This window comes from Cecembia calidifontis (assembly GCF_004216715.1).
GTDB lineage: Bacteria > Bacteroidota > Bacteroidia > Cytophagales > Cyclobacteriaceae > Cecembia_A > Cecembia_A calidifontis.
In genome coordinates, this window is record NZ_SGXG01000001.1 from 3,108,679 (window position 1) to 3,132,981 (window position 24,303).

Here is a 24,303-nt window from a genome sequence, read left to right on the forward strand (position 1 = left end):
AACCCGACAACCCGACAACCAAATCAACCAATTAACTAATCACTAATCACTCATCAATCTCCGCTACTCACTTTTCCTGAAAACCACCTTCCCCTTCGCTCCATTTTTGATCATGGATTCGTTCATCAGCATGAGGCGGTATTGGCCTTTGGCGTACATTTCTGCTTGGTCGGCATACCAAGGGCTGAAGAGGTTGCCGCTCTGACCGGTTGGAAGGACAGATTCGGCGGTTTCCACATTGGCAAAGTCAATGATAATTCGCATTGCCGGACCGGAATTCACTTTGTAAACGCCATCGGGATTTAAGGTAAATGGCAATTTGTTGACGGATTCTTCATTGGCTGTAACGGGAGGGGCCTGTACATTGAAGATTTTGTCCAAAGGCTTCTTGGCCCCTAAGGGGTGCGGGTGTTCCAGCACCACTGTTTTCTGCCACTCCCATTTTTGACTGTCCCTTCCCAATTGATTCTGAAGTTCTTCCAAAGACTGCTTCAGAGCTTTTTCCACAATGTCTTTTTTTGTCTCTTTTTCAGGGGTATTTACATTGTCCCACCAGGGAGAATCAGCAGTCCGGATCAATCTGGGTATGCTTCGGATATATAGGAATGTCTTGATGAAATTCTGGAAGTCCTCTTCCCCCAGCTCATCGACCATCATACCATGTAGGGTATGATAAAGCCATTTGTAATATAGGGTAGGAGCAAGGGCTCGCAGGTCATGGCTACCGTCCCAGTTTTCCAGGGCTGCACGGACAGGCTCGTAATTTCTGAACAGGCCGGGATCCACCACAGCCATCATGCTTCGGGCATTGATGGGATGGTTTTCATTGATAGCTTCGAGTTGCAGTTTTTTTATGCTTTCCTGTGTCCAGTCATTTCTTGCGGTCACGGTTTTGGCGATGCGGTCCCAGCGGTCTCCCGGATAGTAGTAGCCCGGGTAGAAAATACCATTGCTCAAAGTATCGGGCTGGTTATTGGCAGAAGCAACAAAACCTGAAGGCGGGTTGATACTCATGGGGTTTTCTTCAAAAGGAATCCAGCCTATGGGTTCTTCTGCAGGATTGCTACCATCCAGGAAAATTTTGCTGTTCACATGATCGGGACGGATTGGAAGTTTGGCCGTAGCCCACCAGGCTATATTGCCGGCTTTGTCTCCATACATCACATTCAATCCAGGGGCGTGGATCAACCTTATGGCATCTTCTACTTCCTGGATGTTTTTTGCCCTTGCCATTTTCCAGGTTGCCTCCAAAGCCTTCGATGGTTCCAAAACATAAACCCACCAGGAGGCTACAGGATTGGCAGTAAGTTTGCCAATGTCGGGAAGTACTTCATTCATAATAGGTCCATGAATGGATTCCACGATTTCAAAGGCAACAGGATCCTTTCCTTTGACAGGAATGGATTCTGTTCTTTTGGTCAAAGGACGGAATTCCTCACCATACATGGTTTCATTAGGATTGTTGGGATTGAGTTGTTCCTCAAAAAAATCCTGGTCATCATTTTCAAACATGGTCAGTCCGATGCTGTGATGTCGGGTGTGGCCCACCAAACCAAATGGCATACCGGCCAGATGATTGCCATAATAGGAAAAACCAGGATATTCCAGGTGTGCTTCATACCATACAGAAGGCTGGGCAAAGCCAATGTGCGTGTCATTGAGGAAAAGCACTTCCCCGGAAGCCGTTCTTGAGGGAGCAATCACCCAGGAATTGCTGCCTTCCAATAGGGGAACCGGCAATTTTTCCAGCAATGCGTGGATACTGTTGGCTACCAGGATTTCTTGGGTTTCCGGATCCCTTTTCGGATAATGGTTTGGAATTACATGATGTTCCGGCAGGGTATGTACAGAAAGGATTTTCAGGTAATCTGGGCTGAGGGTTCTGGCCATTTTGGTTACCAAAGGGTCGGTTTTCATGGCCATGGCAAAGGTGAAGGACATATACCCCACTATACCATGGATATCATTGATGGTGAATTCCCTTGGTTTATGACCCAATAAGGTATATTCAATAGGAAGCTTACCATTTTGGATGAAATGATTGACCCCTTGGATGTAAGCTTCTGTAGCGGCTTTCCAAGGAGTCTGTCCTTCTGCCTCCCATGTTTCTGTACTCCAGGCGGCATGTTTGGGGATGCCAAGGGTGCGGAAAAATTTATCCACCTCCAATACATCTTCTCCCAGCATTTCTGCCAAAGTGCCTGTGCCGACCCTGCGCATCATCTCCATTTGGAAAAGGCGGTCTTGAGCATGGATATAGCCCAGGGCCATGTAGGCATCCTTTTCATTGGAAGCGTAGATGTGTGGAACTCCATAATCATCAAAATAAACTTCTGCCTCAGCTTCCAGACCGGCCAATTCGATCGTTCCGTTGTATGTTGGGCTGTGTTGGTATTTGACAATCTGATAGCCGGCGATGGCCACAAAAAAGAGGATGATTAAGACAAGGAGTAATTTTTTCATGGGTTGGTATTTGGGTATATAAATGCGAGCTGAAAAATAAGGGATTGTAGGGAGAGTAGCAAGTGGCGGGAGACGAGAAGCGAGTGGGTAATTTAGAATGAAGAATTAGGAATGAAGAGTGGTTTTTTCAGGTTGTCAGAGTTGTCAGGTTGTCTTGGTTGGAGTTTTGAAGGAAGGGGTACCTTAGTTGGAGCCCTTTTTGTTCCATTTGGGTTAGAGGGATATCTTTTACCGATGGCCTTCGATCATCGTTTTGTTATCATGCCTTTTTAGGGCTGTTAATATAGAATGTAGAATGTAGAGTTAAGAATGGAGAATTCATTAAACTGTGTCTAAGGTTAAGTCTAATTTTTTTGTGGTACCCTCTCTGGGTACAACTCCATGATTTCTCGCTGGACGGAGGTCCATCCGAAAGCTTTTCTTCTCCATGATTTTTCGTTCGGGCTGATCGATAAATAGAGCTGTTGCAAAAGTGCTGTTTTCGATGCCCATGCAGATTTGCTTTTTATCAGTTTTCGCATGATTCCTTGGAGTGCCTCTACCGGAAACCCTGAACCCTGAACTTTTAACGCTTAACATTTAACGTTAACTCATCACTCACCACTCATCACTAATCAACTAATTCCCAATCACTGAACCCCCTCAATCGCTTCAAGAATCATCCTGCAGGCTTCTTCGATTTCTGTATGGCTGATGATCAAGGGAGGGGCGATGCGCATGGAGTCATCACAGAACAGGAACCAATCCGTAATCACGCCTTTATCTATGGCCCGGTCGATGATAGGCTTCAACACTTCAAAGGATTCAAATTCCACTGCCATCATCAGGCCTTTATTTCGTATCGCCTTAATCATGGGATGGACGAGCAGTTTTTTGAACAAAGCTGCTTTTTCTTCCACCTGCTCCAGGAGGTTTTCTTCCTGAATCACCTGAATGGTGGCCAAGGATGCGGCAGCAGAAACAGGATGTCCTCCAAAGGTGGTGATATGGCCCAGCAAAGGATTGTTTTTGAATACACCCATGACTTCTTTGTTGGCAATAAATGCCCCTATGGGCATACCGCCTCCCATACCCTTGGCACAGACAAGGATATCGGGCTCTATATCAAAATGCTCAAAAGCCCAGAATTTTCCTGTTCTTCCGAATCCGGCCTGAATTTCATCCAAAATCAATAAGGTGCCGGTTTCAAAACAGCGGTTGCGTAAAGCCTGAAAGTATTCTTTACAGGCTACTCTGATTCCAGCTTCCCCTTGGATGGTTTCTATAATGACCGCTGCAGTGTCTTCGGTGATCTGATCCAAATGATGGAAGGCTCCATAGACAATATTTCGGATCCCAGGTAATAAGGGCCTATATGCTCTTTTAAAAATTTCATTGCCACCGACCGAAAGTGAACCGTGGGATGAACCATGATAGGCATTGACACAGGAAATGATTTCCCTACGGTTGGAAAAACGTTTCGCCAGTTTCAGGGCTCCTTCCACAGCTTCCGAGCCTGAATTGACCAGATAGACATTGTCCAAATCTGGAGGTAAAGTGTCACATAAGGCCTTGGCCAAATTTACCTGAGGACTTTGTACATATTCTCCGTAAACCATCAGGTGCAGGTATTTGTCCAACTGCTCCTGAATAGCAGTCAATACTTTGGGGTGTCTATGCCCCACATTGCTGACACCAATTCCGGAAATAAGGTCCAAATATTTTTTACCATCGGGACCATACATAAATACCCCCTCTGCTTTTTCAATTTCGATCATCAAGGGGAAATCCGTGGTTTGGGCCAGATGGGAAAGAAAGAGTTGGCGGTTATTCATTTGTAAGACTATTAGAGATTAGAAGCGAGTATTTAGAGAGGGCCGAACGTTAAGAATCAGTCCTCTGGATTGATTTAGTGAGGAGCCAGGATGCAGGGTTGGGAATAATATTTTATGAGGTCAGACATTAGAGATAAGATGCAAGTAGTAAGAAATAAGAGACAAGAATCATGAACCAAGTACCAAGTACGATGTACCAAGAATCTATTTTGTTCAAAAGTTCAATGTTCATTCAACTTATGAATCCTTTTAACTTTTGCCTTTTGCCTTGGTTCTTTATACCATGAACTTTGAACACTTATTACAAGCAAGTTTCGTAGACGATCCTACACCTTCCTAAACCGGAAGAAGATACCCAATGGTAAATTCTTGCCATAATTATCCTTTAGGTAGAGTTCTCCGTGCTCTGCATTATCAACATCCCCGAAGTTCGATTGGATCAGGTTGGCCGCAATCATGGAGCTGAAACTCAATGAATACATGTTCAGGATCAGAAAGTGATGGTTTGGGTCCAATAGCTGTGCGCATAGCTTGAGCATTTCATTGATCTGTTCTTCAAGGATCCATTTCTCTCCATCGGGTCCCCGGCCATAAGCCGGAGGGTCCAGAATAATCCCGTGATAGATATTGCCCCTTCTCACTTCCCTGCGTATAAACTTCATCGCGTCATCCACAATCCAACGGATACCATCCAAGCCAGAGGCTTCCATATTGTGTTTGGACCAGGTCACTACCTGCTTGACGGCATCCAAATGGGTAACATCTGCTCCGCAGGCACGTGCCGCTACCGATGCAGCACCAGTATAGGCAAAGAGATTCAGCACTTTCGGGTTTTTGACCGGGAAATTTTTCAGGGTATCTGAGATATAATCCCAGTTGACTGCCTGCTCGGGGAACAATCCTATATGTTTAAAAGAAGTCATGGCTAAGTTTAGTCTCATTTTGAGACCATCAGGATTCCTGTAGCCTACCTGCCAATTGTGAGGGATTTTCTTCAGTTCCTTCCACTGTCCTTTTTCAGGATTGTTTTTTTCCTTGGCAAAATGGGCATGGGAAATTTTTCTCCATTCTTCTTCATGCATGGACTTGTCCCAAATGGCCTGTGGTTCAGGACGGCTTAGGATATATGGGCCAAATCTTTCCAGTTTTTCAAAGCCTCCTGTATCGATCAGTTCATAGTCTTCCCAATGTGAGGGACAAAGTGATAAGATGGTTTCCTTCATGATGCAAAATTAATGGAATAATTGAACTGCATTTTGATTTTAAATTTGGGAATAGATTCGGAACTTAGGGAAAGTTAAATAAATCAGTAAAGAGTTTATGGTTAAGAAGGTTTATTGGTTGACATTTAGTTTGATGCTGTCCTTGCATGTGGTTAATGCACAGTCAGTTTCATCCCTCAAACAAAATGAGGTGGACTACGGAAGGGCATTTCGTTTCAATGCGAAGAGTGATGGGGTCAAAGGTACGCCCTTTTTGTACGACGAACCCAAATCTGCTAAGGTTTCCCTCAAAGGAGGCAAGGTTTATGAAGATATTCCCTTCAATATCCTTCCTGAAAAAGAAGAAGTCTACATTCAGACCGGTGGGGTGGAAAGTGAGCCTTTGGTATTGAAAAACTGGGAATGGCTTCAGACCTTAGAAGATGAACCCAAACTTTTCCGGATGGAGTATATTGATGGGAAACAGAGAATTGTGGAAATTCTTTTTGAAAATGACAAGGAGAAATTTGTAGCACTGCATTCCAAGTACCTGGTTGAGCCTACTGTGCTTAAAGACGGATACACGGGACCGCAATATGATACTTACAAACAGAGCACGCGTTTCTACAGAATTTCAGGACTTTCCAGCAAAGAGTTCAAGACCAATAACTCTGGGATCAAGGAGATTGCGGGACCTAAATACAACGAGGCAATGGCTTTTATCAAATCCAACAATATCAAACCTGACCGTCCTTCAGGGATGAAGCAACTACTTGAGATGATACATAGGTAAAATGGAAGTGCTTTTATAAAAATTCCCAAGGAAATTTGATTCTTGGGAATTTTCGCTTCCGTTAGATTCAAAGATATTTTTCCAAGAGTGCTTCACTTTTTGTCCATAATTTTTCCCTCATGGCCTTGGATAGGGCAGTTTTTGAGGGAGATCCTGGCCTGGAGTTTTTGAAGTAAAATCCATTTTGGGATTCAGGCAATTGAGATTTTGCCAAAAAGATGCTTGTCTTGGCCCCTTCTTGGGCATCGATCATAAAGGGCTTGGCCATCCACCAGAAAAGTTTGAAAATCCCTCCGGCTTCATTTCCAAAGTTTGTTTTCACCACACCAGGGTGGAGGGCATAGGACCTTAATCCATTCTTCCCGAATTTTTCAACAAGGGATTTGGTAAATAGGATGTTAAAAAGTTTGACGTTGGCATAAGCGGTAAACGCGCTATAGGTGTTGTGGGTATAATTCAGATCCTCAAAATTGACTTTCGCTGCCTTATGGGCTTCTGAACTCACATTGATGACCTTAGGATTTCTTGCTTTTAATAGGATAGGCATAAGTTTATTGGTCAATAAAAAATGGCCCAAATGATTGGCGGAAAGTGTGAGTTCAAACCCATCCTTGGTGCTTACTTTTTCCTGAAAAATACCCCCGGCATTGTTGATTAAAATATCCAAATGACCGGTCATTTCTTGAATTTCCAGCGCAGCCTTATTTACTGAATCTAAATCTGCAAAGTCTGTGTAAATAAACCTGACTTTACTTTGCTCATGTGCAGGTAGTTTGGTTATTTCTTCCTGAGCCTTGTCCTTATTTCTTGCCAGAAAAAATACTTCTTTGCAAATAGGAGTCAACTGATGGAAAGTCACTGCCCCAATTCCTGAGGTTGGTCCCGTTATGGCTAATTTCATAGGTGTTTTTATGTAAAAACTATTTTCCATGAATTTGGTTTGGAAATAAAATTCTGTTGATTCAAAGTCTTGCCAAGGATTCCGCAAAAATTTGTACTTTTGGTTCAGAATAATTTTAAAAAATCACCCAAAACAAAAGCCTGAGGGGCTTGATCCCTACTTATGCTTTTGGATATCAGTTAATTAATGAGGACCTCTCATGGAGGTTTTTCACAAAAATAAATTGTCTTGGAGGCGAGTAAACCCTTTATTGATATTGAGCAAGTGCTCAAAAATAAAAATGCCAAGCTGCACAGATGGCTTCCGGGGTTTGTTATCCGGTACATCAAGCGTATCGTGCATGAAAAGGATATCAATGCCGTCATGGCAAAGATCGGACATTTGCAGGGACTGGAGTTTGTACATGCGCTCATCGATGAATTTGGGGTAGAGGTAACCCTTACCGGTGCTGAAAACATACCCTTGGACAGACAGGTAATTTTTGCTTCCAACCATCCTTTGGGAGGCATGGACGGGGTAGCTTTTATGCATGCATTGGGAAAGTACCGTACAGACCTTCGTTTTTTGGTCAATGATATCCTGACCAATATCAAAAACTTTGAACCGATATTTATTCCCGTCAACAAGCATGGAGCCAATAGCCGAGAGGTGACCAAATTGATAGAAGAAACATATGCCGGGGATTATGCGGTCTTGGTTTTTCCGGCAGGACTGGTTTCCAGAAAGCAACCCGGAGGGATCAAAGACCTTACATGGAAGAAAAGTTTTATCTCCAAAGCCAAGCGCTATAAAAAAGATGTGGTGCCTGTTTATATTGAAGGAAGGAACTCTGACTTCTTTTACAATTTTGCCAATTTGCGTAAAAAGCTGGGGATTAAGTCAAATATAGAAATGTTTTACCTGGCTGATGAAATGTTTGCCCAGCGGGGTAAAAAAGTAGTCATTCATATAGGAAAACCAATTTCTTACGATTATTTTGATCAATCAAAAAGTGAAAGTGAATGGGCTGAAGAGGTCAAAAACCTGGTTTACCAAATGGCTGAAAAGAAATAATTATGCAAGCAATTATACCCGCAGTTGATCGTGAATTTTTGAACCGTGAACTTACACCTGATAGGTTTCTTAGGTATACCAACAATGGTAACAATCACATTTATCTGGTGGATTACCACAATGCTCCCAATACTGTAAGGGAAATTGGAAGATTGAGAGAGCTTACTTTTCGGGGAGCAGGGGGAGGAACCGGACTTTCTTTGGATTTGGATGAAAATGACACCAATGAAAACTGTTACCAGCAGCTGATCACCTGGAATCCAGAGGATCAGGAAATTGTAGCGGGATACAGGTTGATAAAATGTAAAAATGCGGGTTTGGATAAGCATGGTCATATCAATCTGTCCACTGCACATCTTTTTTCCTTTTCGGATAGATTTCTGAAAGATTATATTCCTTATACCATTGAGTTGGGCAGGTCCTTTGTCCAGCCTAAGTATCAGCCAAGCGTCGATAATAGAAAAGGGCTGTTTTCTTTGGATAATCTTTGGGATGGTTTGGGAGCTGTGGTCATGCTCAATCCTGACATCAAATACCTTTTTGGCAAGGTAACCATGTATCCACATTATAATAGGGAAGCCAGGGATTTATTGCTTTATTTCATGCACCATTATTTCCCTGATCCGGATCATTTGGTGAGGCCTCTTACGCACCTTGCACTTGGTTATGAGACAGATCCTAAAAATTTTGAAGGAGTATTCGATGGCTTGGATTACAAAGAAGGGTATAAACTGCTCAATAGTAAAATCAGGGCACATGGTGAAAACATCCCTCCCTTAATCAATACTTACATGAACCTTTCCCCGACGATGAAGACCTTTGGCACGGCTCTGAATGATGAATTTGGTGCAGTGGAGGAGACCGGCATATTGATTACTATAGCCGATATCTACGAAAGTAAAAAACACAGGCATTTGGAAACTTTTGAGCGGGATAGGGTGTTTGGAAGCCGATGAAGATGCAGGATAAAAAAACAGTGATTCTTGGCGCAAGTACGAATCCTGAACGTTATGCCTACCTGGCGGCTGAAATGTTGGCGGAGCGAAAAATCCCTTTTGTACCTGTAGGAATAAAAAAGGGAGAAGTCTTTGGTCAGCAAATTTTGGATTTAAAGGAAAAACCGCTGATTCCAGATGTACATACGGTCACCCTTTATCTCGGTCCTCAAAACCAAAAGGAATGGTATGATTACATTCTTTCACTACAACCTAAGCGGATCATTTTTAATCCCGGTACAGAAAATCCCGAATTCTATGGCCTTGCCAAGTCCCATGGCATTGAGGTATGCAGGGCTTGTAACTTGGTTTTGTTAAGTTCGGGACAGTTTTAGATTGAAATTTCTGATTCCATCCTAAATTAGGTGTTTTTTAATCCATTTCGAAAAGGGTGATTTCATCCTTAAAAAATTTTGAAAATGGGGAGAAATTTGAATTTAAATTAGTTATTGGTTCAAAAACCAAAAAGCACTTTTCGAAAGTTTAAAACAGTTGTAACTCATGTGTAAAATGGGTGTGCGCTCTCGATTTTTTTGCGTATTATTACGGGTTGATTATTGAAAGAAAAAACCCCTTTTTTCAGCAAGAAAAAAGTGTTTGAAACTTGTTATGAGCGAAAATAAAGAAGGAAATCAGAAGGATTACTCAGCTGGTAATATCCAGGTATTAGAAGGTTTAGAAGCAGTTAGAAAAAGACCCGCCATGTACATAGGGGATGTGGGCATCAAAGGTTTGCATCACCTGATTTGGGAAGTAGTGGACAACTCCATTGATGAGGCTTTGGCGGGACATTGTGATACCATCCATGTTACTGTCCATGAAGACAACTCAATTACGGTAGAAGATAATGGTAGAGGCATTCCTACCGATATTCACCCAAAAGAAAAAAAATCAGCCCTTGAAGTTGTAATGACCGTTCTACACGCAGGCGGTAAGTTTGATAAAGATACCTACAAAGTTTCAGGAGGTCTCCATGGGGTAGGTGTTTCCTGCGTGAATGCCCTATCTTCCCATCTTAAGGCAACTGTTCACCGTGAAGGAAAGATTTTCGAGCAGGAATACAGTATCGGTGTTCCCCAGTACCCGGTGAGGGAAGTGGGCACTACGGACAAAAGAGGCACCATTATTCACTTCAAGCCGGATCTGAGCATATTTACTGTTGGTGAATATAAATATGAAACCATTGCCAATAGGTTGAGAGAGCTAGCTTTCTTGAATGCAGGCATAAAAATATTCCTCAAGGACATGCGGGAACTCGAAGAGGATGGTACACCAAGGTCCGACATGTTCTATTCAGAAGGTGGATTGGTGGAATTTGTGCAGTATCTGGACGAAACCAGGGAGAAAATTATTGAAACTCCCATTTACATTGATACAGAAAAAAACGGAGTTCCTGTTCAAGTGGCCATGAGCTACAATTCCTCCTATTCTGAGAATGTTGTTTCTTATGTCAACAACATCAATACCTACGAAGGAGGAACACACGTTTCCGGTTTCAGGATGGCTTTGACAAGGACTTTGAAGGCTTATGCCGATAAATCCGGTATGCTGGATAAGCTGAAAATTGACATTTCAGGGGATGACTTCAGGGAAGGTTTGACGGCTGTTATTTCAGTTAAAGTTGCCGAACCTCAATTTGAAGGACAGACCAAAACCAAGCTGGGCAACTCAGATGTACAGGGAGCCGTAAACAGTGCAGTATCCGAGGTACTGCAAACTTGGTTAGAAGAGCATCCTAAAGAAGCCAAGATTATTGTGGGCAAAGTTGTCCTTGCCGCTCAGGCCAGGCATGCAGCAAGAAAGGCCAGGGAAATGGTTCAGAGGAAAAATGTCCTTGGAGGAGGTGGCCTTCCCGGAAAATTGGCTGATTGTGCCAATTCCGATCCTGCGCTTTGCGAACTTTACCTGGTAGAGGGAGATTCTGCGGGGGGGTCTGCCAAACAGGGTAGGGACAGGGATTTCCAGGCAATTTTGCCTTTGAAGGGTAAGATCCTCAATGTGGAAAAGGCGCATGAGCACAAGATCTACGACAATGATGAGATCAAAAATATTTTGACTGCGCTTGGGGTAAAGTTTGGAACTGTCAATGACGAAAAAGAACTTGACCTCTCCAATTTGAGGTACCATAAAATCATCATCATGACGGATGCCGATATTGATGGTTCCCATATCAGGACTTTGATCCTGACTTTATTCTTCCGCTATATGAAGACCTTGATTGAAAAGGGGTATGTTTATATCGCGCAGCCGCCTTTGTACCTACTCAAAAAAGGCAAGGATGAAAGATATTGTTGGACAGAGGAAGAAAGAAAGCGACTGATCAAAGAAATGGCAGGTGAAGGGAAGGAAGAATCAGTCAATATTCAGAGATATAAAGGTTTGGGAGAAATGAACCCTGAACAATTGTGGAGTACTACTATGGATCCTAATACCAGGACCCTGAAGCAGGTAACCATTGAATCTGCGGCGGAAGCCGATCACCTGTTTTCCATGTTGATGGGGGATGAGGTAGCCCCAAGAAGGGAATTCATCGAAAGGAATGCGAAGTATGCCAAGATTGACACTTGATACTTCACCGATCATGGAAAAAGGGGCCGAGTGCCCCTTTTTTTATAATAAATTGTTAAACTTACGTATGATAAATCATGCCGATAGATTGTTAGATTTGCACTAATCAGGAAGGCTTATGAGAGTAGCGACAACAGACAGATTTGATAGTATCATTGAAAGCAGTGACCTGGTCAGCAGGGACTTGAGCTGGTTGAAATTCAATGAAAGGGTGTTGGACCAGTCCAAAAAAGAGCGCAGGTCAATTTTTGAAAAATTGAAGTTTTTGGCCATTACAGCTTCCAATTTGGATGAATTCTTCATGATCAGGGTGGGTTCTCTGTACAATTACCTTGATTATGAAAAAGAAAGGGTAGATTACTCTGGCTTAAGGGAGGAGCCTTTCAAAATGAAACTGATGTTGGAATGCCAGCAATTCCATAAAAGACAACAGGAGCATTTTCTGAAAAATTTACTGCCCAAAATGTCCGAAAGTGGATTCATTTTGAGCAATGTCAGAAACCTGGAACCTGAAGAAAGGGAATATATCAAATCCTATTTCAATAAAGCAGTGTATCCTATGCTTACTCCTATGGTCTTTGACGGTTACCGGACTTTTCCTCTTTTGATGAATAAGCTGCTGATTTTTGGAGTGGTGACCTTAGCCCCTGGGGACAAGAAAGAAAACAGAAAGCTGTCATTTGTACAGATTCCTGCCAATATCCCCCGTTTCTTTGAGATTGAAAGGGAGGACATGGTCGTTTATATTCCTATTGAGGAAGTCATCCGGGAAAATATTGTTTCTCTTTTCCGAAATGTGGATATAGAATCTATCAACCTGTTCAGGATTACCCGTAACGGGGATTTCACTTTGGAGGAAAGTGAGGATATGGATGCTAACTTCCTGGAAGAAGTGAAGCGTAAACTGAACGAGCGAAAGACCGGTAGGGTGGTCCGTATTGAAATTGAAGAGGGTTATTCCAAGTGGATGGTCAGCTTGCTCAAGGAGCGCTGGAACATCAAGGATGACAGCATTTTCAAAGTTGAAAGGGCCAGTATGTTGGATTTCACAGGGCTTTGGCAGGTAATAGGTAATAAGAGATTCAAAGATAAGATTCCACAAATGCCTGCACCTGTTCCTCCGATCTCGTATCCGGAAGACGGTGCTGATGATATTTTTCAGGTACTTAAGAGTAGGGATATCCTGTTGCACCATCCCTATAATAATATTGACCCGATCTTGGACCTGATAGAAAAGGCAGCTGAGGATCCAAATGTGATGGCCATTAAAATGACCATTTACAGGCTGGCCAAAGATTCAAGGATAACGAAGGCATTATTGAGGGCGGCTGAGAACGGAAAACACGTATCCGTACTGTTTGAAGTTAAGGCGAGGTTTGATGAAGAAAACAATATCCGTGAAGCCAAAAAACTGCAAAAAGCAGGATGTTTTGTCATTTACGGTATAAGTAACCTAAAGACCCACACCAAACTCCTTCTAATCGTTAAGAAGGACGACAATATAGTGACCCGTTTTGTTCATTTGGGTTCAGGTAATTATAATGAAGATACGGCAAGGCTGTACACCGATATTGGATTATTGACCACCAATGAAGTGCTTGCCAATGATGTTTCAGAATTCTTCAATGTAATTACGGGACATTCCATGCCTACCGTGTACCAGAATCTGATTACTGCTCCAAGGGACATGAGAAACCAATTGATAGAATTCATTGAGCAGGAGGCTGAAAATGCCAGAAAAGGACTTCCGGCAGGGATATTTATCAAGGTCAATTCATTGGAAGATTCCGAGATCATCTATGCGCTATACAGGGCATCTCAATCCGGGGTTCCTATTAAGTTGATCATTCGGGGGATATGTTGTTTGAGACCAGGAAGAAGAGGTCTCAGCGAAAATATTGAGGTCATTTCGATTGTAGGTGATTTTCTTGAGCATTCCAGGATTTACCATTTCCATAACAATGGAGATACAAGGACCTACGCAGGTTCAGCAGATATGATGGTAAGGAGCTTTGATAAAAGGCTGGAATCTCTTTTCAGGGTTGAAGATCCCCTGCTGGAGAAACAGCTGATGAATATCCTGGCTTACAATCTAAAAGACAATGTAAACGCTTACAGAATGCTTGAGGATGGGACCTATGTTCCAAAATTGCCTCAGGCAGATGAAGAGGAATTCAATGTCCACAAGGAGTTTTTCAACGTGACCGTAGAAGAGGTCATGAAGGTAAAATTGATATGAAGTAAGCCTGATTTCTGAGTATAGGTTCCTACAAAGCCAGATTCGTCTCTATAACCCTGAATGCATTTTGGGCGGTGTAAGACAAGTGGCTTTGTGGGATTTTTTATCTGCTTTCTTTCCATCTGGAATTATAAAAACAAATTTCATTCGCAGTGACTGTTGGTGTTTTAGTTTAAAAGAATAAAGTAGCTCAATGCGAAGAAGTGTGTTTCTTGTTTCTGTTTTTCTTATACAGGACTTGCATTAAACCGTCTTTGAGCCCTACATCAGGCACAATCATTTTTTTCGAATTGGCTGCAGTCATGGCAGCGAGATAAATTTTGGCGGCCGGGATAATGACGTCAGCCCTGTCAGGATTGAGGTTCAGTTTGTTGATCCTTTCTTCATAAGTAAAGGATTCGAGGTATTGCTGGATTTCCTTGATTTTGTCAATTTGGATAAAAGTCTTGTTTTTAGGAGGATTGCTGAGTTCGAAAATTTTGCTGATGTTTCCCCCTGTTCCTATACAGGTGATTTTTTCTTTTTTCCCTATGTGTTCTTCAATAAAGCGGTTCATGCTTTTCCAAACAGAAAGCGGAATATTATCTTCCAATGCCCGGACAGAACCAATTTTGAAGGATTTGGAAGCGATTTTGGTTTTTTTCGAGTAGATGTTCAATTCGGTACTTCCTCCTCCTACATCTATGTGGAGGTAGGATTTGTCATCAATATAGGACCAAAGGGCCAGATTGATCAACTCTGCTTCCAGGTTACCATCAATGATCTGGATTTTCAGTCCGATATCTTCCTTAACTTCTTCCACGATTTCCTTTCCATTTTCCGACTCCCGCATGGCAGATGTAGCGCAGACCATATAGTCATCTACTTCATACAGGTCAATCAAAAGTTTAAAAGCTTTCATCAACTTGATGAATTTTCTTTTGTTCTTGTCAGAAATCTTCTTGTTATGAAAAACGTCTAGTCCCAAGCGTAAGGGAAACCTGAGGTATTCCAGTTTCTTGAAATTGGTGGTTCCTTCATAGGTGGTTACCGTGGTAATCTGAAGCCTGATGGCGTTTGAACCGATGTCAACTGCTGCTAATCTCAAAATGTAATTAAATGATTGGATACCTAAATTAACTCAAATCCGATTCATAGGATAAAAAAACGCTTTTTTTTTACTTACTATATGCATATTACTTCCGTTGCTTTGCTTATCCCCTTCCATTTGTAGATCATTTGGTATCATTTTTTTGACTTCAATGCTTAAAGTCGTGGTATAGGGAGGTTTTTATGGATTAAATGCAGGAGGTCACATTTCCCGGTAATAATGTTTTTTCAGTCTTCTTTTTACTTTGTAAAAATTAAATACTCCTAATAACAACATTCCAAGGCTCAATCCAAAAGCAAGATAACCTAGGTCTCTAACGTGTTCCAAAGCATTCACTTCCATCAAAGCGGTACCGCTGACCAAAAAATAAAGGGAAGTTCTGATGTAAGATAAAAGCGTTCTGTCGTTGGCTAAGTAGGTTCTTTGACGCGCCAGATAATCTCTGACAATCAATTCGTTTTCACTTAAATTCTCTTTTTCCATAAGCCGTACTTGTTCTGAAGTTTAAAGGTTTGTCTTATTTCCGATATTATTTTCGTTCACAGGGCAAATTTGCTAATTTGTTCCCTTTCTTTCCTAATAATGGGTCAGTTTAATTACTTTTGACTTTAGGTTCTTTAAAAACAAATCTTAGCAGAAATATATTCATGAGCAGACCGAATTTTGATGATATTTTTATGGAATTGGCGGTCAATTTGGCCAAAAGATCACATTGCATCAAAAAACATGTAGGGGCAGTGCTGACCAAAGACACAAGGATCATTTCGATTGGATACAATGGGCCTCCTGCCGGAACGCATAACTGTGATGAGGAATTCCCCGATACAGGATGTGCTAGGGATAGCAAAGGCAGTTGTACTTTGGCCATCCATGCAGAGCAAAATGCGATTCTTTATGCAGTGAAAAACAACACTTCTGTAGACGGATCCACCTTATATGTAACATTGGCCCCCTGCCTTGCCTGTGCCAGGATTATTTTCTCTATCGGAATCGTTAAAGTGATCTATATGTATTCTTATGCGGAATATAAAGGGCTACCATACGATGAAGGAATCGCATTTTTGGAGAAGTTTGGTGTGGAGGTTGTAAAGTACGGCAAAGAAATCCAGTTTGAAGATCCCTTAATTTGACCCAGGAACTGAAAAGCTTTTAAAGTTTTTAAATAAAATTCACCTCGGGTTGCAGCAAGATTCCAAATTTGTGCTGCACTGATTCTTGAATTTTCCTGCTTAGGTCCTGAATTTCTGTTCCATCAGCTCCTCCATAATTCACCAATACCAAAGGCTGGAATTTGTGTACCCCTATCTTTCCGAAAGTTTTTCCCTTCCAGCCGGCCTTTTCAATCAGCCAAGCAGCAGGTACCTTAACGCCTTCTTCCATTGGAAAAGAAGGTATTTCTGGAAATTCTGCTTTTAATGCTTCAAATTGTTCCTTAGGGATAGTGGGGTTTTTAAAAAAGCTGCCAGCATTGCCAATCTGCTTGGGATCTGGAAGTTTGCTTTGCCTGATTTGAATAACCGCATCGCTGATATTTTTGATGCCTGGATTTGATATGCCCATTTCTTCCAAGGTTTGCTTGATGGCACCATATGCAACATGTAGAACCGGTTTTTTTCTCAATCGGAAAATTACCCTCACAATAATAAACTGGTCTTTCAATTCATTTTTAAAGACACTTTCCCGGTATCCAAATTTACAGGCCTCCCAATCAAAGATTTCTTCTTCCAAAGTTTGTCTGTTGATAGCTTTCAGGTGGTGGAATACTTCTTTGATTTCCACCCCATAAGCACCTATGTTTTGCATAGGGGAGGCACCAACAGTGCCCGGGATCAAAGAAAGGTTTTCCACCCCGGCCCAGTTGTTTTCGATACAGAACATGACAAACTGATGCCAGTTTTCCCCTGCGCCAACTTCTACGAGTATTTCGTCCTCATTATCTTTCAATACCTGTATTCCTTGGATTTCAATTTTGATCACCAAGGCATCAATATCTTTGGTAAGCAGGATATTGCTTCCACCGCCAAGAACAAACACAGGAATTTTCAGTTCTTTTGATTTGAGAAGGGCAGCTTTTACATCTTCTTCTGTTTTTGCCTGAACAAAAAATCTTGCTTTTTTGTCAATGCCAAAAGTATTGAATGGAAGAAGTGAGATGTTTTCTTGTATATTCATAGGCAAATTAGTCATGCGAATTAAGTAAGATTTTGTTCAAATTGAAAGATTAATGGTTAGGGTATCTAAATAAACTGTATGAAGGAATTGGTAATTAATGGGGTGAGAATACGTCCCGGACAGTCCATCAATATTGATATTGCCATTGCTAGGCTGCCTACGCATACTTTGATTGATTTACCTGTCTATATCAAAAGGGCAAAGGAAGATGGTCCTGTTGTCTTGATCTCAGGTGGTGTTCATGGTGACGAAATCAATGGGATAGTGGCTGTAAGGAAGATGCTGGATGAGGAAGTAATCCACCCTGTCAAAGGTACCATCATATTTATTCCTTTGGTCAATATTTATGGTTTTTTGAGCAATTCGAGGACGTTTCCTGATGGAAGAGACTTGAACAGGAGTTTTCCGGGAAGTAAAAAAGGATCATTGGCTTCCCAGATTGCCTATATCCTGATGAATGATGTGATTCCTATGGTGGATTATGGTCTTGATTTCCATACCGGAGGAAGAATGCTTTCCAACTATCCACAAATCAGGGTTGACTATAAGGACAAAAAGGGGCTTGAGCTTGCCAAAGCTTTTGGCGCCAATTTTATCATCAATTCCCCTCATATTGATAAATCATTTAGGAAGGAAGCCTTCAAGAAAAGGAAACATATCCTGGTATATGAGGGTGGGGAATCCATGCGTTTGGATGATTATGCGGTGGAAGAGGCGGTATTAGGAACCAGAAGGATGTTGGCTTATTTGGGAATGATAGACCAGGAGTTTGAGCAAAAACACGGTATTTTAATCGAAGAAAGTTCTTGGGTTAGGGCAAAAGTTTCCGGGATTTTTTCCTCTTCCGTTAGGTTAGGGGATGAAATAAAAAAGGGACAGATACTGGCAAAAATTTCAGATCCCTATGGGCAGGTAAAAATCCCGGTGAAAGCCATACACAATGGTCACGTCATCGGACTGAACAACAATCCGGTGGTCAATGCAGGAGATGCATTGGTCCACGTAGGTAGGGTATCTTCATAAAAAAAGCTAACCTTTACCGGGTTAGCCTTTCCATTTCTTTTAAATTTTATTCTGTTCTGATGGATGACACATTGGGAAGGAAAAATTCACCATCCGAAATAATAAACTGCCTTCTGGCCGATAACTCACTGGTAGGCTCTCTGGGGTCAAAAACAATGGCTTCAAAAGTCCCATAGCTTCCCTCTGCGGTTATTTGGGTAAAAGTAAGCCTCCCATCATCCCTGGCACCCAAATGTTGACTTTGCAAAAGGGTGCCTAGGTATTCTTTGCCATTTTCATCATAATAAACGAAGGTCAAGGTGGGCGCCAAAATTCCGTTTACCAGAATTGGAGTTTGCATCTCGTAAGATCTTTGGAGTTCCCCGGTATACCTTAAGCCGATTACCAAGGAATTTCTTTTGGTATTTCTTTCAGAAACCATCGTAAAAGTAGCAAAGTTGAATCCCATATTGGTCTCAACAAAGGTTATGTCAGCCTCGCTGGTAGCCTTGAAATTTTTTTGAACACCATTGAACTTAAAGCGGTAGTAGAAATCCGGTCTATCGTCCTTTTGGCAAGAGGAGAAGACCATGAAAATAAGCAACAAAGCCAGGGTATTTCTTAAAGCTTTCATTTTGGTAGGTATTAATCAGCAGTTATCAAGACGAAATCTTTATGCCGGATGTTTATAAGAATAGGCCAAAAATAATCGAAAAATTAAATTATTATGAAATGTCTGCCATTTAAAAAAAGTTAAGCACAGTGGATTTGGATATTAGCCAAATCCACTGTGCCCAAACTGTCAATTTCAATAAAATTCTACTGGAAGTATTTTTTCAAGCCTTCAAGTTTCTTGTCCAAAGAGGCAGAGACCGCATCATAGGCTTCCCTGTTGGGAAGTGTTTCATGGACAGAGAAATAGTATTTTATTTTTGGTTCGGTACCGGAAGGCCTTGCGGATATCTTGCTGCCATCTTCCAGGTAGAACTGGATGACATTGGATTTATCCATTTTTAATTCCGACTCTGTCCCGTTAGCTATGTCATAGACTTTGCTTTCTTTCACATCTACGATTTTTACCACTTTGAGGCCATTCATTTCTTTAGGACGGTTGGTCCTGAAATCAGCCATCAGCTTTTGGATCTGTTCTGCGCCATCTTTCCCTTTTTTGGTTACAGAAATCAGAGATTCCTTGTAAAATCCAAATTGCATATAGATCTCGGCCAGCACATCTTGAATGCTCATGCCTTTGGTTCTATAATAGGCAGTGATCTCTGCTACCATGGCACAGGCGGACACCCCGTCCTTGTCCCTAACAAAATCTCCTACCAAATAACCATAACTCTCTTCACCACCACCAATAAATTGCTTTTTGCCTTCGAGGTTCCGGATTACCTCTGCAATGTTTTTGAAACCTGTCAAAACAGAATAGCAGGTTACGCCAAATCCTTTACAGATTTCGTCGATCAATTCGGTAGTCACTATGGTATTGACCATAAATTCATTACCGGTGAGCTTTCCATGTTCTCTCCATTTGTTGAGGAGATAATAGGTCAATAAAGCTCCGGTTTGGTTTCCATTCAGCAGTTCAAAGCCTCCTTTTCCATCTGGCACACAGGCAGCATAGCGGTCACCATCCGGATCGCATGCCAGCACCAATTCTGCTTTGACTTTTTTGCCCAGGTCCAATGCCATCGTCAGGGCTTCTGCTTCTTCTGGATTGGGGTAAATGACAGTTGGGAAGTTGCCATCCGGCTCAGCTTGTTCCTTGACCACATGGATATTTTCAAATCCAAAAGCCTTCAAGGCAGCAGGCACCATTTTGCCGGATGCGCCATGAATAGGGGAGAAGACTATCGGCATGTCTTTTTGCAGGCTGATTTCCAACGGGGAAAGGCTGAGTTTTTTGACCTCATTCAGGTAAATCTGATCAAAGTCAGATTCGATGTATTCAATTAGGCTGTCATTCTTGTCCCATTTGACATCATCCAGTGAAGTTATTTTTTGCACTTCAGCAATGATATTTTTATCATGTGGGGCCACCACTTGGCCTCCGTCGTTCCAATAGGCTTTGTAACCATTGTACTCTTTGGGATTGTGGGAAGCGGTTACCATTACTCCACTCTGACAACCAAAATACCTGATGGCAAATGAAAGCATAGGAGTGGGTCGTAATTCTCGGAAATATTTGACTTTTATGCCATTGGCAGTAAAGACATTCGCCGTAGTGTCCGCAAAAAGGGTATTGTTGATCCTACAGTCATGGGTAATGGCTACCTTAATTTCCTGATTAGGGAAGCATTCCAGAAGATAGTTGGCTAAACCCTGGGTAGCCATGGCTACCGTATAGACATTCATTCTATTGGAACCAACACCCATCACCCCCCTAAGACCTCCTGTTCCAAATTCCAAATCCCGGTAAAAGGAATCAATCAGTTCTGTTTTGTCAGGAGCATCCAATAATGCCTGTATTTCTTTTTTGCTTTTTGAATCAATGTTGCTGTTCAGCCAACTCTGTGCTTTGGCTATAATGGTTGGATCTACTGTTGTCATTTTTTGTAAAAAGTTTAAATGAGATTCCAAGATAAAGATTTAGCCAAAAAATCACCAAAGAAAGATGGGATTTCAGCACAAAATTGAAAGGAGATAAAAATCAAATGGTCTTAACCCTTGCTTACTTTCACCCTGACAAATCCCAATTCATCATCGAGGTTTTGGTGGATCCAAATCATACCAATTTTTTAAAAGTGAAAAATACAGGCAAAAAAATCCGGCTTTTCTTAATGGGTTCAAGCATTAAGAAAAGCCGGATTTAACAAAAAAGATGGGAATTATAAATTACCTCTCAGTTCCTGTTCTCTTTCTATGGCTTCAAACAGTGCTTTGAAGTTGCCTTTACCGAAGGACCTGGCACCTTTTCTTTGGATGATTTCATAGAATAGGGTAGGTCGGTCTTGAACAGGCTTGGTGAAAATCTGCAGCAGATACCCTTCTTCATCTCTGTCCACCAAGATATTCAGGTCTTTGAGGGGCTGAAGGTCCTCATCTATTTTTCCTACTCTTTCAAACAGGTCATCATAATAGACAGCCGGTACTTCCAGGAATTCAACGCCTCTTTTTCTCAATTCCGAAACGGTATGGATGATATCATCTGTGGCAATGGCCATATGCTGGACACCCGGACCATTGTAAAAATCAAGGTATTCTTCGATCTGGGATTTTTTCTTTCCCTCAGCCGGTTCATTGATCGGGAATTTGATATACCCGTTGCCATTGGAAACCACCTTGGACATCAATGCGGAATATTCTGTGGAAATGTCTTTGTCATCAAAGGTGATCAAAAGGTTAAAACCCATGACTTTTTCATAGAATTCTACCCATTTGTTCATTTCTCCCCAACCAACGTTTCCTACACAATGGTCGATATATTTCAATCCGATAGGAGTGGACTTGTATTCACTTTTTCTTTCTTTGAAGCCCGGAAGGAATACCCCTGAATAATTTTTCCTTTCCACAAAGGTATGTATGGTCTCTCCGTAAGTTCTGATGGATGCTACTTTCACTTCACCGTATTCATCCGTCAAGGTTTTAGGTTCTTCGTAAGAAACGGCCCCTCTTGATGTTGTTTCTTTCCAGGATTTTTCTGCATCATCTACCCAAAGCGCTAAAACCTTGACCCCATCACCATGTTTTTTGATATGTTCAGCAATTGGGTGGTTTTCATGAAGGGGAGTGGTAAGGACCAACCTGATTTTATCCTGCTTTAATACATAGGAAGCCCTATCCCTTACCCCTGTTTCAGGGCCAGCATAAGCGACCAATTCGTATCCGAAGGCATATTGGTAGTACAGTGCGGACTGTTTGGCATTACCAACATACAGTTCTACATAGTCTGTCCCATTGATGGGAAGAAAATCCTGTTCCATGTGTTATATTTTTTGGGTTTATAATTCGCGATGCCAAAGATAGAAAATTTGCAGAAGCTTTTGAAGGATTGTTTTTCCAAAAGGCCGTCTGTTCAAGCCTGTCCGTTTGTATTGCTAAGGAGGTATAGGATTCCAAGGAAAGCCCATGGTAATGCCCATGAACCCCAGCCTAAGCTTGGAAATCCTGTAAAAATAAATAGGTACCACAGGGGCACAAAGACTAAACCAATGACGAATTTGAAAGTAGCGGTGAAGGTGGGGTCCTTGATTTTCCCTTTGATCCAAAGCCAGATCCAATAAACAGGGAAATGGAACACCTTCATCACTTTATTGGTGAAATAGGGACTGAAAGCAGGTTCTGTTTCCTGACTTAATTTTTGATTTTCTATGAATTTTTTGACCGATTCAGGGTCTGTAATATCTATTCTGTTTTTGCCGAGAAGAGCCAGCCATTGGCTGTAATTTTCTCTAGGTACATGGGTCACCAATGGGCCTAGCCTATCTGTGGTCTCTTTAATGATGCCTTCATAGTTTTTTGGATAAAAATCATTGGCAGGAAAAGCTTCTCCAATGTAAATGCTTACCTGACTTCCTGATTTTTTGTGGTTACTGTAATTGATGCCAATAGGAAGGATCAGCAGTTCAAGGTCAGGATTTTCATCAATAGTCTGAAAAGCAATCCTTGCAAATCCTTTTTTCAGGGGGCGTAGACTGCGGTGCATGTCGTGATTACCTTCCCCAAAAATCAACAGGGATCCTTTATTCGAGAGTATTTTTACACTTTTCTCAAATGTTTCCTGATTCTTGGCCATGTTGTCAATGCCATCCCTAACCCGGTAGATAGGGATCATGCGGATAAAGTCCAATAACTTGGCCGCTATGGGATTTTTAAAAGCAGAGGCGCGTGTCAAAAAGTGGGGCTTAAGTTGGGTGTGGGTCGCAATCAAAATAGGGTCAATCAATGCATTTTGATGGTTGGCTACTATCAGTACAGCTTTTCCCTTGGGCAGGTTTTCCTTCCCATAGACAGCAATTTTTTTGAAATAAAGATGTAGTGCTAACCATACTCCCTTTCTAAGCAGGGCATTGAAGGCATTTTTCATGATTGTTTTTTCTTTTGCCAAATTCAACCGCTGACAGATAAAGTCCTTCGGTTTTGGTAAGTTTTCCAGATAGTCGCTACCGTCATTCCGGAGATAATATGCCAGATTCCCCACCAGGCAGCAATAATGGCCATTCCCCCCAGGCCTCCAAAATAAGTGAAAATAAGTACCAAAGCCAATCCTGAGTTCTGTATGCCTGTTTCTATGGTCAAAGTTTTGGTGTCTTTGATGGACAATCCAAAACTTTTGGCGGTAAGGAATCCTCCTGCAAGGGCCAGAAAATTATGGGCCAAAACCCATACAAAAATCAAAGCGATGAACCGGATAAAGAGGTCGTAATTACCGATAAAAGCTATGACCACAAATCCAGCGAAAATTAACATGCTCAGGGGTTTTAAGATTTTTGTGGCTTTTGTTGACCAATCAGGATATTGGATATTGATATACATGCCCAGCACCAGGGGGATGCCCAAAATAAGGGCGACAGTTTGAAAAACATCGAAATAGGATAATGAAATCTCCCTCAGCAATGAAGCAGTTGGAGCATATAGCTTAGACCAAAATCCAAAATTGAGCGGCGTAAGTACGACTGAAAAGGCAGTGGAAAAAGCCGTAAGAGACACAGAAAGCGCCGTATTTCCTTTTGCCAGATGGGTCATGAAATTGGAAATATTGCCGCCAGGACAAGCCGCTACCAACATCATTCCCAATGCCACAGAGGGAGGAGGATGCAGGATATAGACCAATACCAGCGTCAGGGCAGGTAAAAACAAAAACTGCGAAAGTAATCCTGCTGTAAAGGACTTGGGATTTTTCGCCACATATCTGAAATCAGACACTTTCAGGTCTAAGGCCACACCAAACATGATGATGGCCAAAGATATATTCAGGATGAGAAGAGAATCCTGGTTGAAATTGAGTTTGCTTGTATCTAATGCCTCTTGCATAGGTGAAAGGTCCGAATATTCTTGGAAGGTAATCA

Annotated in this window: 20 protein-coding genes and 1 pseudogene; 8 read left to right on the plus strand and 13 right to left on the minus strand. The window is 41.9% G+C overall.

Annotated features, from left to right (window positions below):
- Positions 1-63: 63 nt before the first annotated feature.
- The 4 genes and pseudogenes from BC751_RS13405 to BC751_RS13420 form a co-directional block, all read right to left on the minus strand.
- Complete coding sequence (locus tag BC751_RS13405; protein WP_130275983.1) at positions 64-2,463, minus strand: penicillin acylase family protein; 2,400 nt, start codon at positions 2,461-2,463, stop codon at positions 64-66.
- Positions 2,464-2,807: 344 nt separating this feature from the next.
- A pseudogene (locus BC751_RS22730) lies at positions 2,808-3,008 on the minus strand (IS256 family transposase); the annotation flags it as partial.
- 84 nt (positions 3,009-3,092) lie between these two features.
- Positions 3,093-4,277 carry an aspartate aminotransferase family protein gene (locus BC751_RS13415; protein ID WP_130275984.1) on the minus strand — a complete coding sequence of 395 codons (1,185 nt, stop codon included), beginning with the start codon at positions 4,275-4,277 and terminating at the stop codon, positions 3,093-3,095.
- Positions 4,278-4,603: 326 nt separating this feature from the next.
- Positions 4,604-5,500 (minus strand): class I SAM-dependent methyltransferase, encoded by an 897-nt coding sequence (locus BC751_RS13420; protein ID WP_130275985.1) that lies wholly within the window; start codon positions 5,498-5,500, stop codon positions 4,604-4,606.
- A 97-nt stretch (positions 5,501-5,597) separates the two neighbouring features.
- Here BC751_RS13420 and BC751_RS13425 point away from each other — a divergent pair, with 97 nt between their 5' ends.
- Positions 5,598-6,272 (plus strand): hypothetical protein, encoded by a 675-nt coding sequence (locus BC751_RS13425; RefSeq protein WP_130275986.1) that lies wholly within the window; start codon positions 5,598-5,600, stop codon positions 6,270-6,272.
- A gap of 67 nt (positions 6,273-6,339) precedes the next feature.
- On the opposite strand, the gene BC751_RS13430 is transcribed toward BC751_RS13425, so the two are convergent.
- On the minus strand, positions 6,340-7,173 hold the full coding sequence (locus tag BC751_RS13430; protein ID WP_130275987.1) for an SDR family NAD(P)-dependent oxidoreductase: 834 nt from the start codon (positions 7,171-7,173) through the stop codon (positions 6,340-6,342).
- Positions 7,174-7,401: 228 nt separating this feature from the next.
- Here BC751_RS13430 and glsA point away from each other — a divergent pair, with 228 nt between their 5' ends.
- From glsA to ppk1, 5 genes are all read left to right on the plus strand, one after another.
- Positions 7,402-8,226: a lyso-glycine lipid O-acyltransferase GlsA gene (glsA, locus tag BC751_RS13435; protein WP_130275988.1), complete on the plus strand. Its 825-nt coding sequence runs from the start codon at positions 7,402-7,404 to the stop codon at positions 8,224-8,226.
- A gap of 2 nt (positions 8,227-8,228) precedes the next feature.
- Positions 8,229-9,182, plus strand: a complete 954-nt coding sequence (gene glsB / locus BC751_RS13440; RefSeq protein WP_130275989.1) for a glycine N(alpha)-acyltransferase GlsB — start codon at positions 8,229-8,231, stop codon at positions 9,180-9,182.
- A complete protein-coding gene (locus tag BC751_RS13445) occupies positions 9,179-9,556 on the plus strand; it encodes a CoA-binding protein (protein ID WP_130275990.1) in 378 nt (125 codons plus the stop codon). The genes glsB and BC751_RS13445 overlap by 4 nt, the downstream gene beginning before the upstream one ends.
- A 274-nt stretch (positions 9,557-9,830) precedes the next feature.
- Positions 9,831-11,789 carry a DNA topoisomerase (ATP-hydrolyzing) subunit B gene (gene gyrB / locus BC751_RS13450; RefSeq protein ID WP_130275991.1) on the plus strand — a complete coding sequence of 653 codons (1,959 nt, stop codon included), beginning with the start codon at positions 9,831-9,833 and terminating at the stop codon, positions 11,787-11,789.
- 118 nt (positions 11,790-11,907) lie between these two features.
- Entirely contained in the window at positions 11,908-14,028 is a 2,121-nt protein-coding gene (ppk1, locus tag BC751_RS13455; protein WP_130275992.1) for a polyphosphate kinase 1, read from the plus strand.
- A gap of 190 nt (positions 14,029-14,218) precedes the next feature.
- On the opposite strand, the gene BC751_RS13460 is transcribed toward ppk1, so the two are convergent.
- Together BC751_RS13460 and BC751_RS13465 are read right to left on the minus strand one after the other, a co-directional pair.
- Positions 14,219-15,115 (minus strand): Ppx/GppA phosphatase family protein, encoded by an 897-nt coding sequence (locus tag BC751_RS13460; RefSeq protein WP_130275993.1) that lies wholly within the window; start codon positions 15,113-15,115, stop codon positions 14,219-14,221.
- A gap of 204 nt (positions 15,116-15,319) precedes the next feature.
- The gene (locus tag BC751_RS13465; RefSeq protein WP_130275994.1) at positions 15,320-15,601 is read right to left on the minus strand and encodes a DUF202 domain-containing protein; all 282 of its coding nucleotides are present in this window, start codon (positions 15,599-15,601) and stop codon (positions 15,320-15,322) included.
- 164 nt (positions 15,602-15,765) lie between these two features.
- On the opposite strand from BC751_RS13465, the gene BC751_RS13470 reads away from it, so the two are divergent.
- On the plus strand, positions 15,766-16,248 hold the full coding sequence (locus BC751_RS13470; protein WP_130275995.1) for a deoxycytidylate deaminase: 483 nt from the start codon (positions 15,766-15,768) through the stop codon (positions 16,246-16,248).
- A 28-nt stretch (positions 16,249-16,276) separates the two neighbouring features.
- Here BC751_RS13470 and murB read toward each other — a convergent pair whose 3' ends face one another.
- Complete coding sequence (gene murB / locus BC751_RS13475) at positions 16,277-17,290, minus strand: UDP-N-acetylmuramate dehydrogenase (RefSeq protein WP_130275996.1); 1,014 nt, start codon at positions 17,288-17,290, stop codon at positions 16,277-16,279.
- Between the two features lie 78 nt (positions 17,291-17,368).
- On the opposite strand from murB, the gene BC751_RS13480 reads away from it, so the two are divergent.
- The gene (locus tag BC751_RS13480; protein WP_130275997.1) at positions 17,369-18,313 is read left to right on the plus strand and encodes a succinylglutamate desuccinylase/aspartoacylase family protein; all 945 of its coding nucleotides are present in this window, start codon (positions 17,369-17,371) and stop codon (positions 18,311-18,313) included.
- Between the two features lie 46 nt (positions 18,314-18,359).
- Here the strand turns inward: BC751_RS13480 and BC751_RS13485 are convergent, their stop codons facing one another.
- From BC751_RS13485 to BC751_RS13505, 5 genes are all read right to left on the minus strand, one after another.
- Complete coding sequence (locus BC751_RS13485; RefSeq protein ID WP_130275998.1) at positions 18,360-18,926, minus strand: hypothetical protein; 567 nt, start codon at positions 18,924-18,926, stop codon at positions 18,360-18,362.
- A gap of 185 nt (positions 18,927-19,111) precedes the next feature.
- A complete protein-coding gene (locus BC751_RS13490) occupies positions 19,112-20,845 on the minus strand; it encodes a phospho-sugar mutase (protein ID WP_130275999.1) in 1,734 nt (577 codons plus the stop codon).
- Positions 20,846-21,123: 278 nt separating this feature from the next.
- Positions 21,124-22,218: a 4-hydroxyphenylpyruvate dioxygenase gene (gene hppD, locus BC751_RS13495; protein ID WP_130276000.1), complete on the minus strand. Its 1,095-nt coding sequence runs from the start codon at positions 22,216-22,218 to the stop codon at positions 21,124-21,126.
- Between the two features lie 92 nt (positions 22,219-22,310).
- Positions 22,311-23,321 (minus strand): lysophospholipid acyltransferase family protein, encoded by a 1,011-nt coding sequence (locus BC751_RS13500; RefSeq protein ID WP_130276001.1) that lies wholly within the window; start codon positions 23,319-23,321, stop codon positions 22,311-22,313.
- Between the two features lie 23 nt (positions 23,322-23,344).
- On the minus strand, positions 23,345-24,268 hold the full coding sequence (locus tag BC751_RS13505) for a bile acid:sodium symporter family protein (protein WP_130276002.1): 924 nt from the start codon (positions 24,266-24,268) through the stop codon (positions 23,345-23,347).
- Between the last annotated feature and the right edge of the window lie 35 nt (positions 24,269-24,303).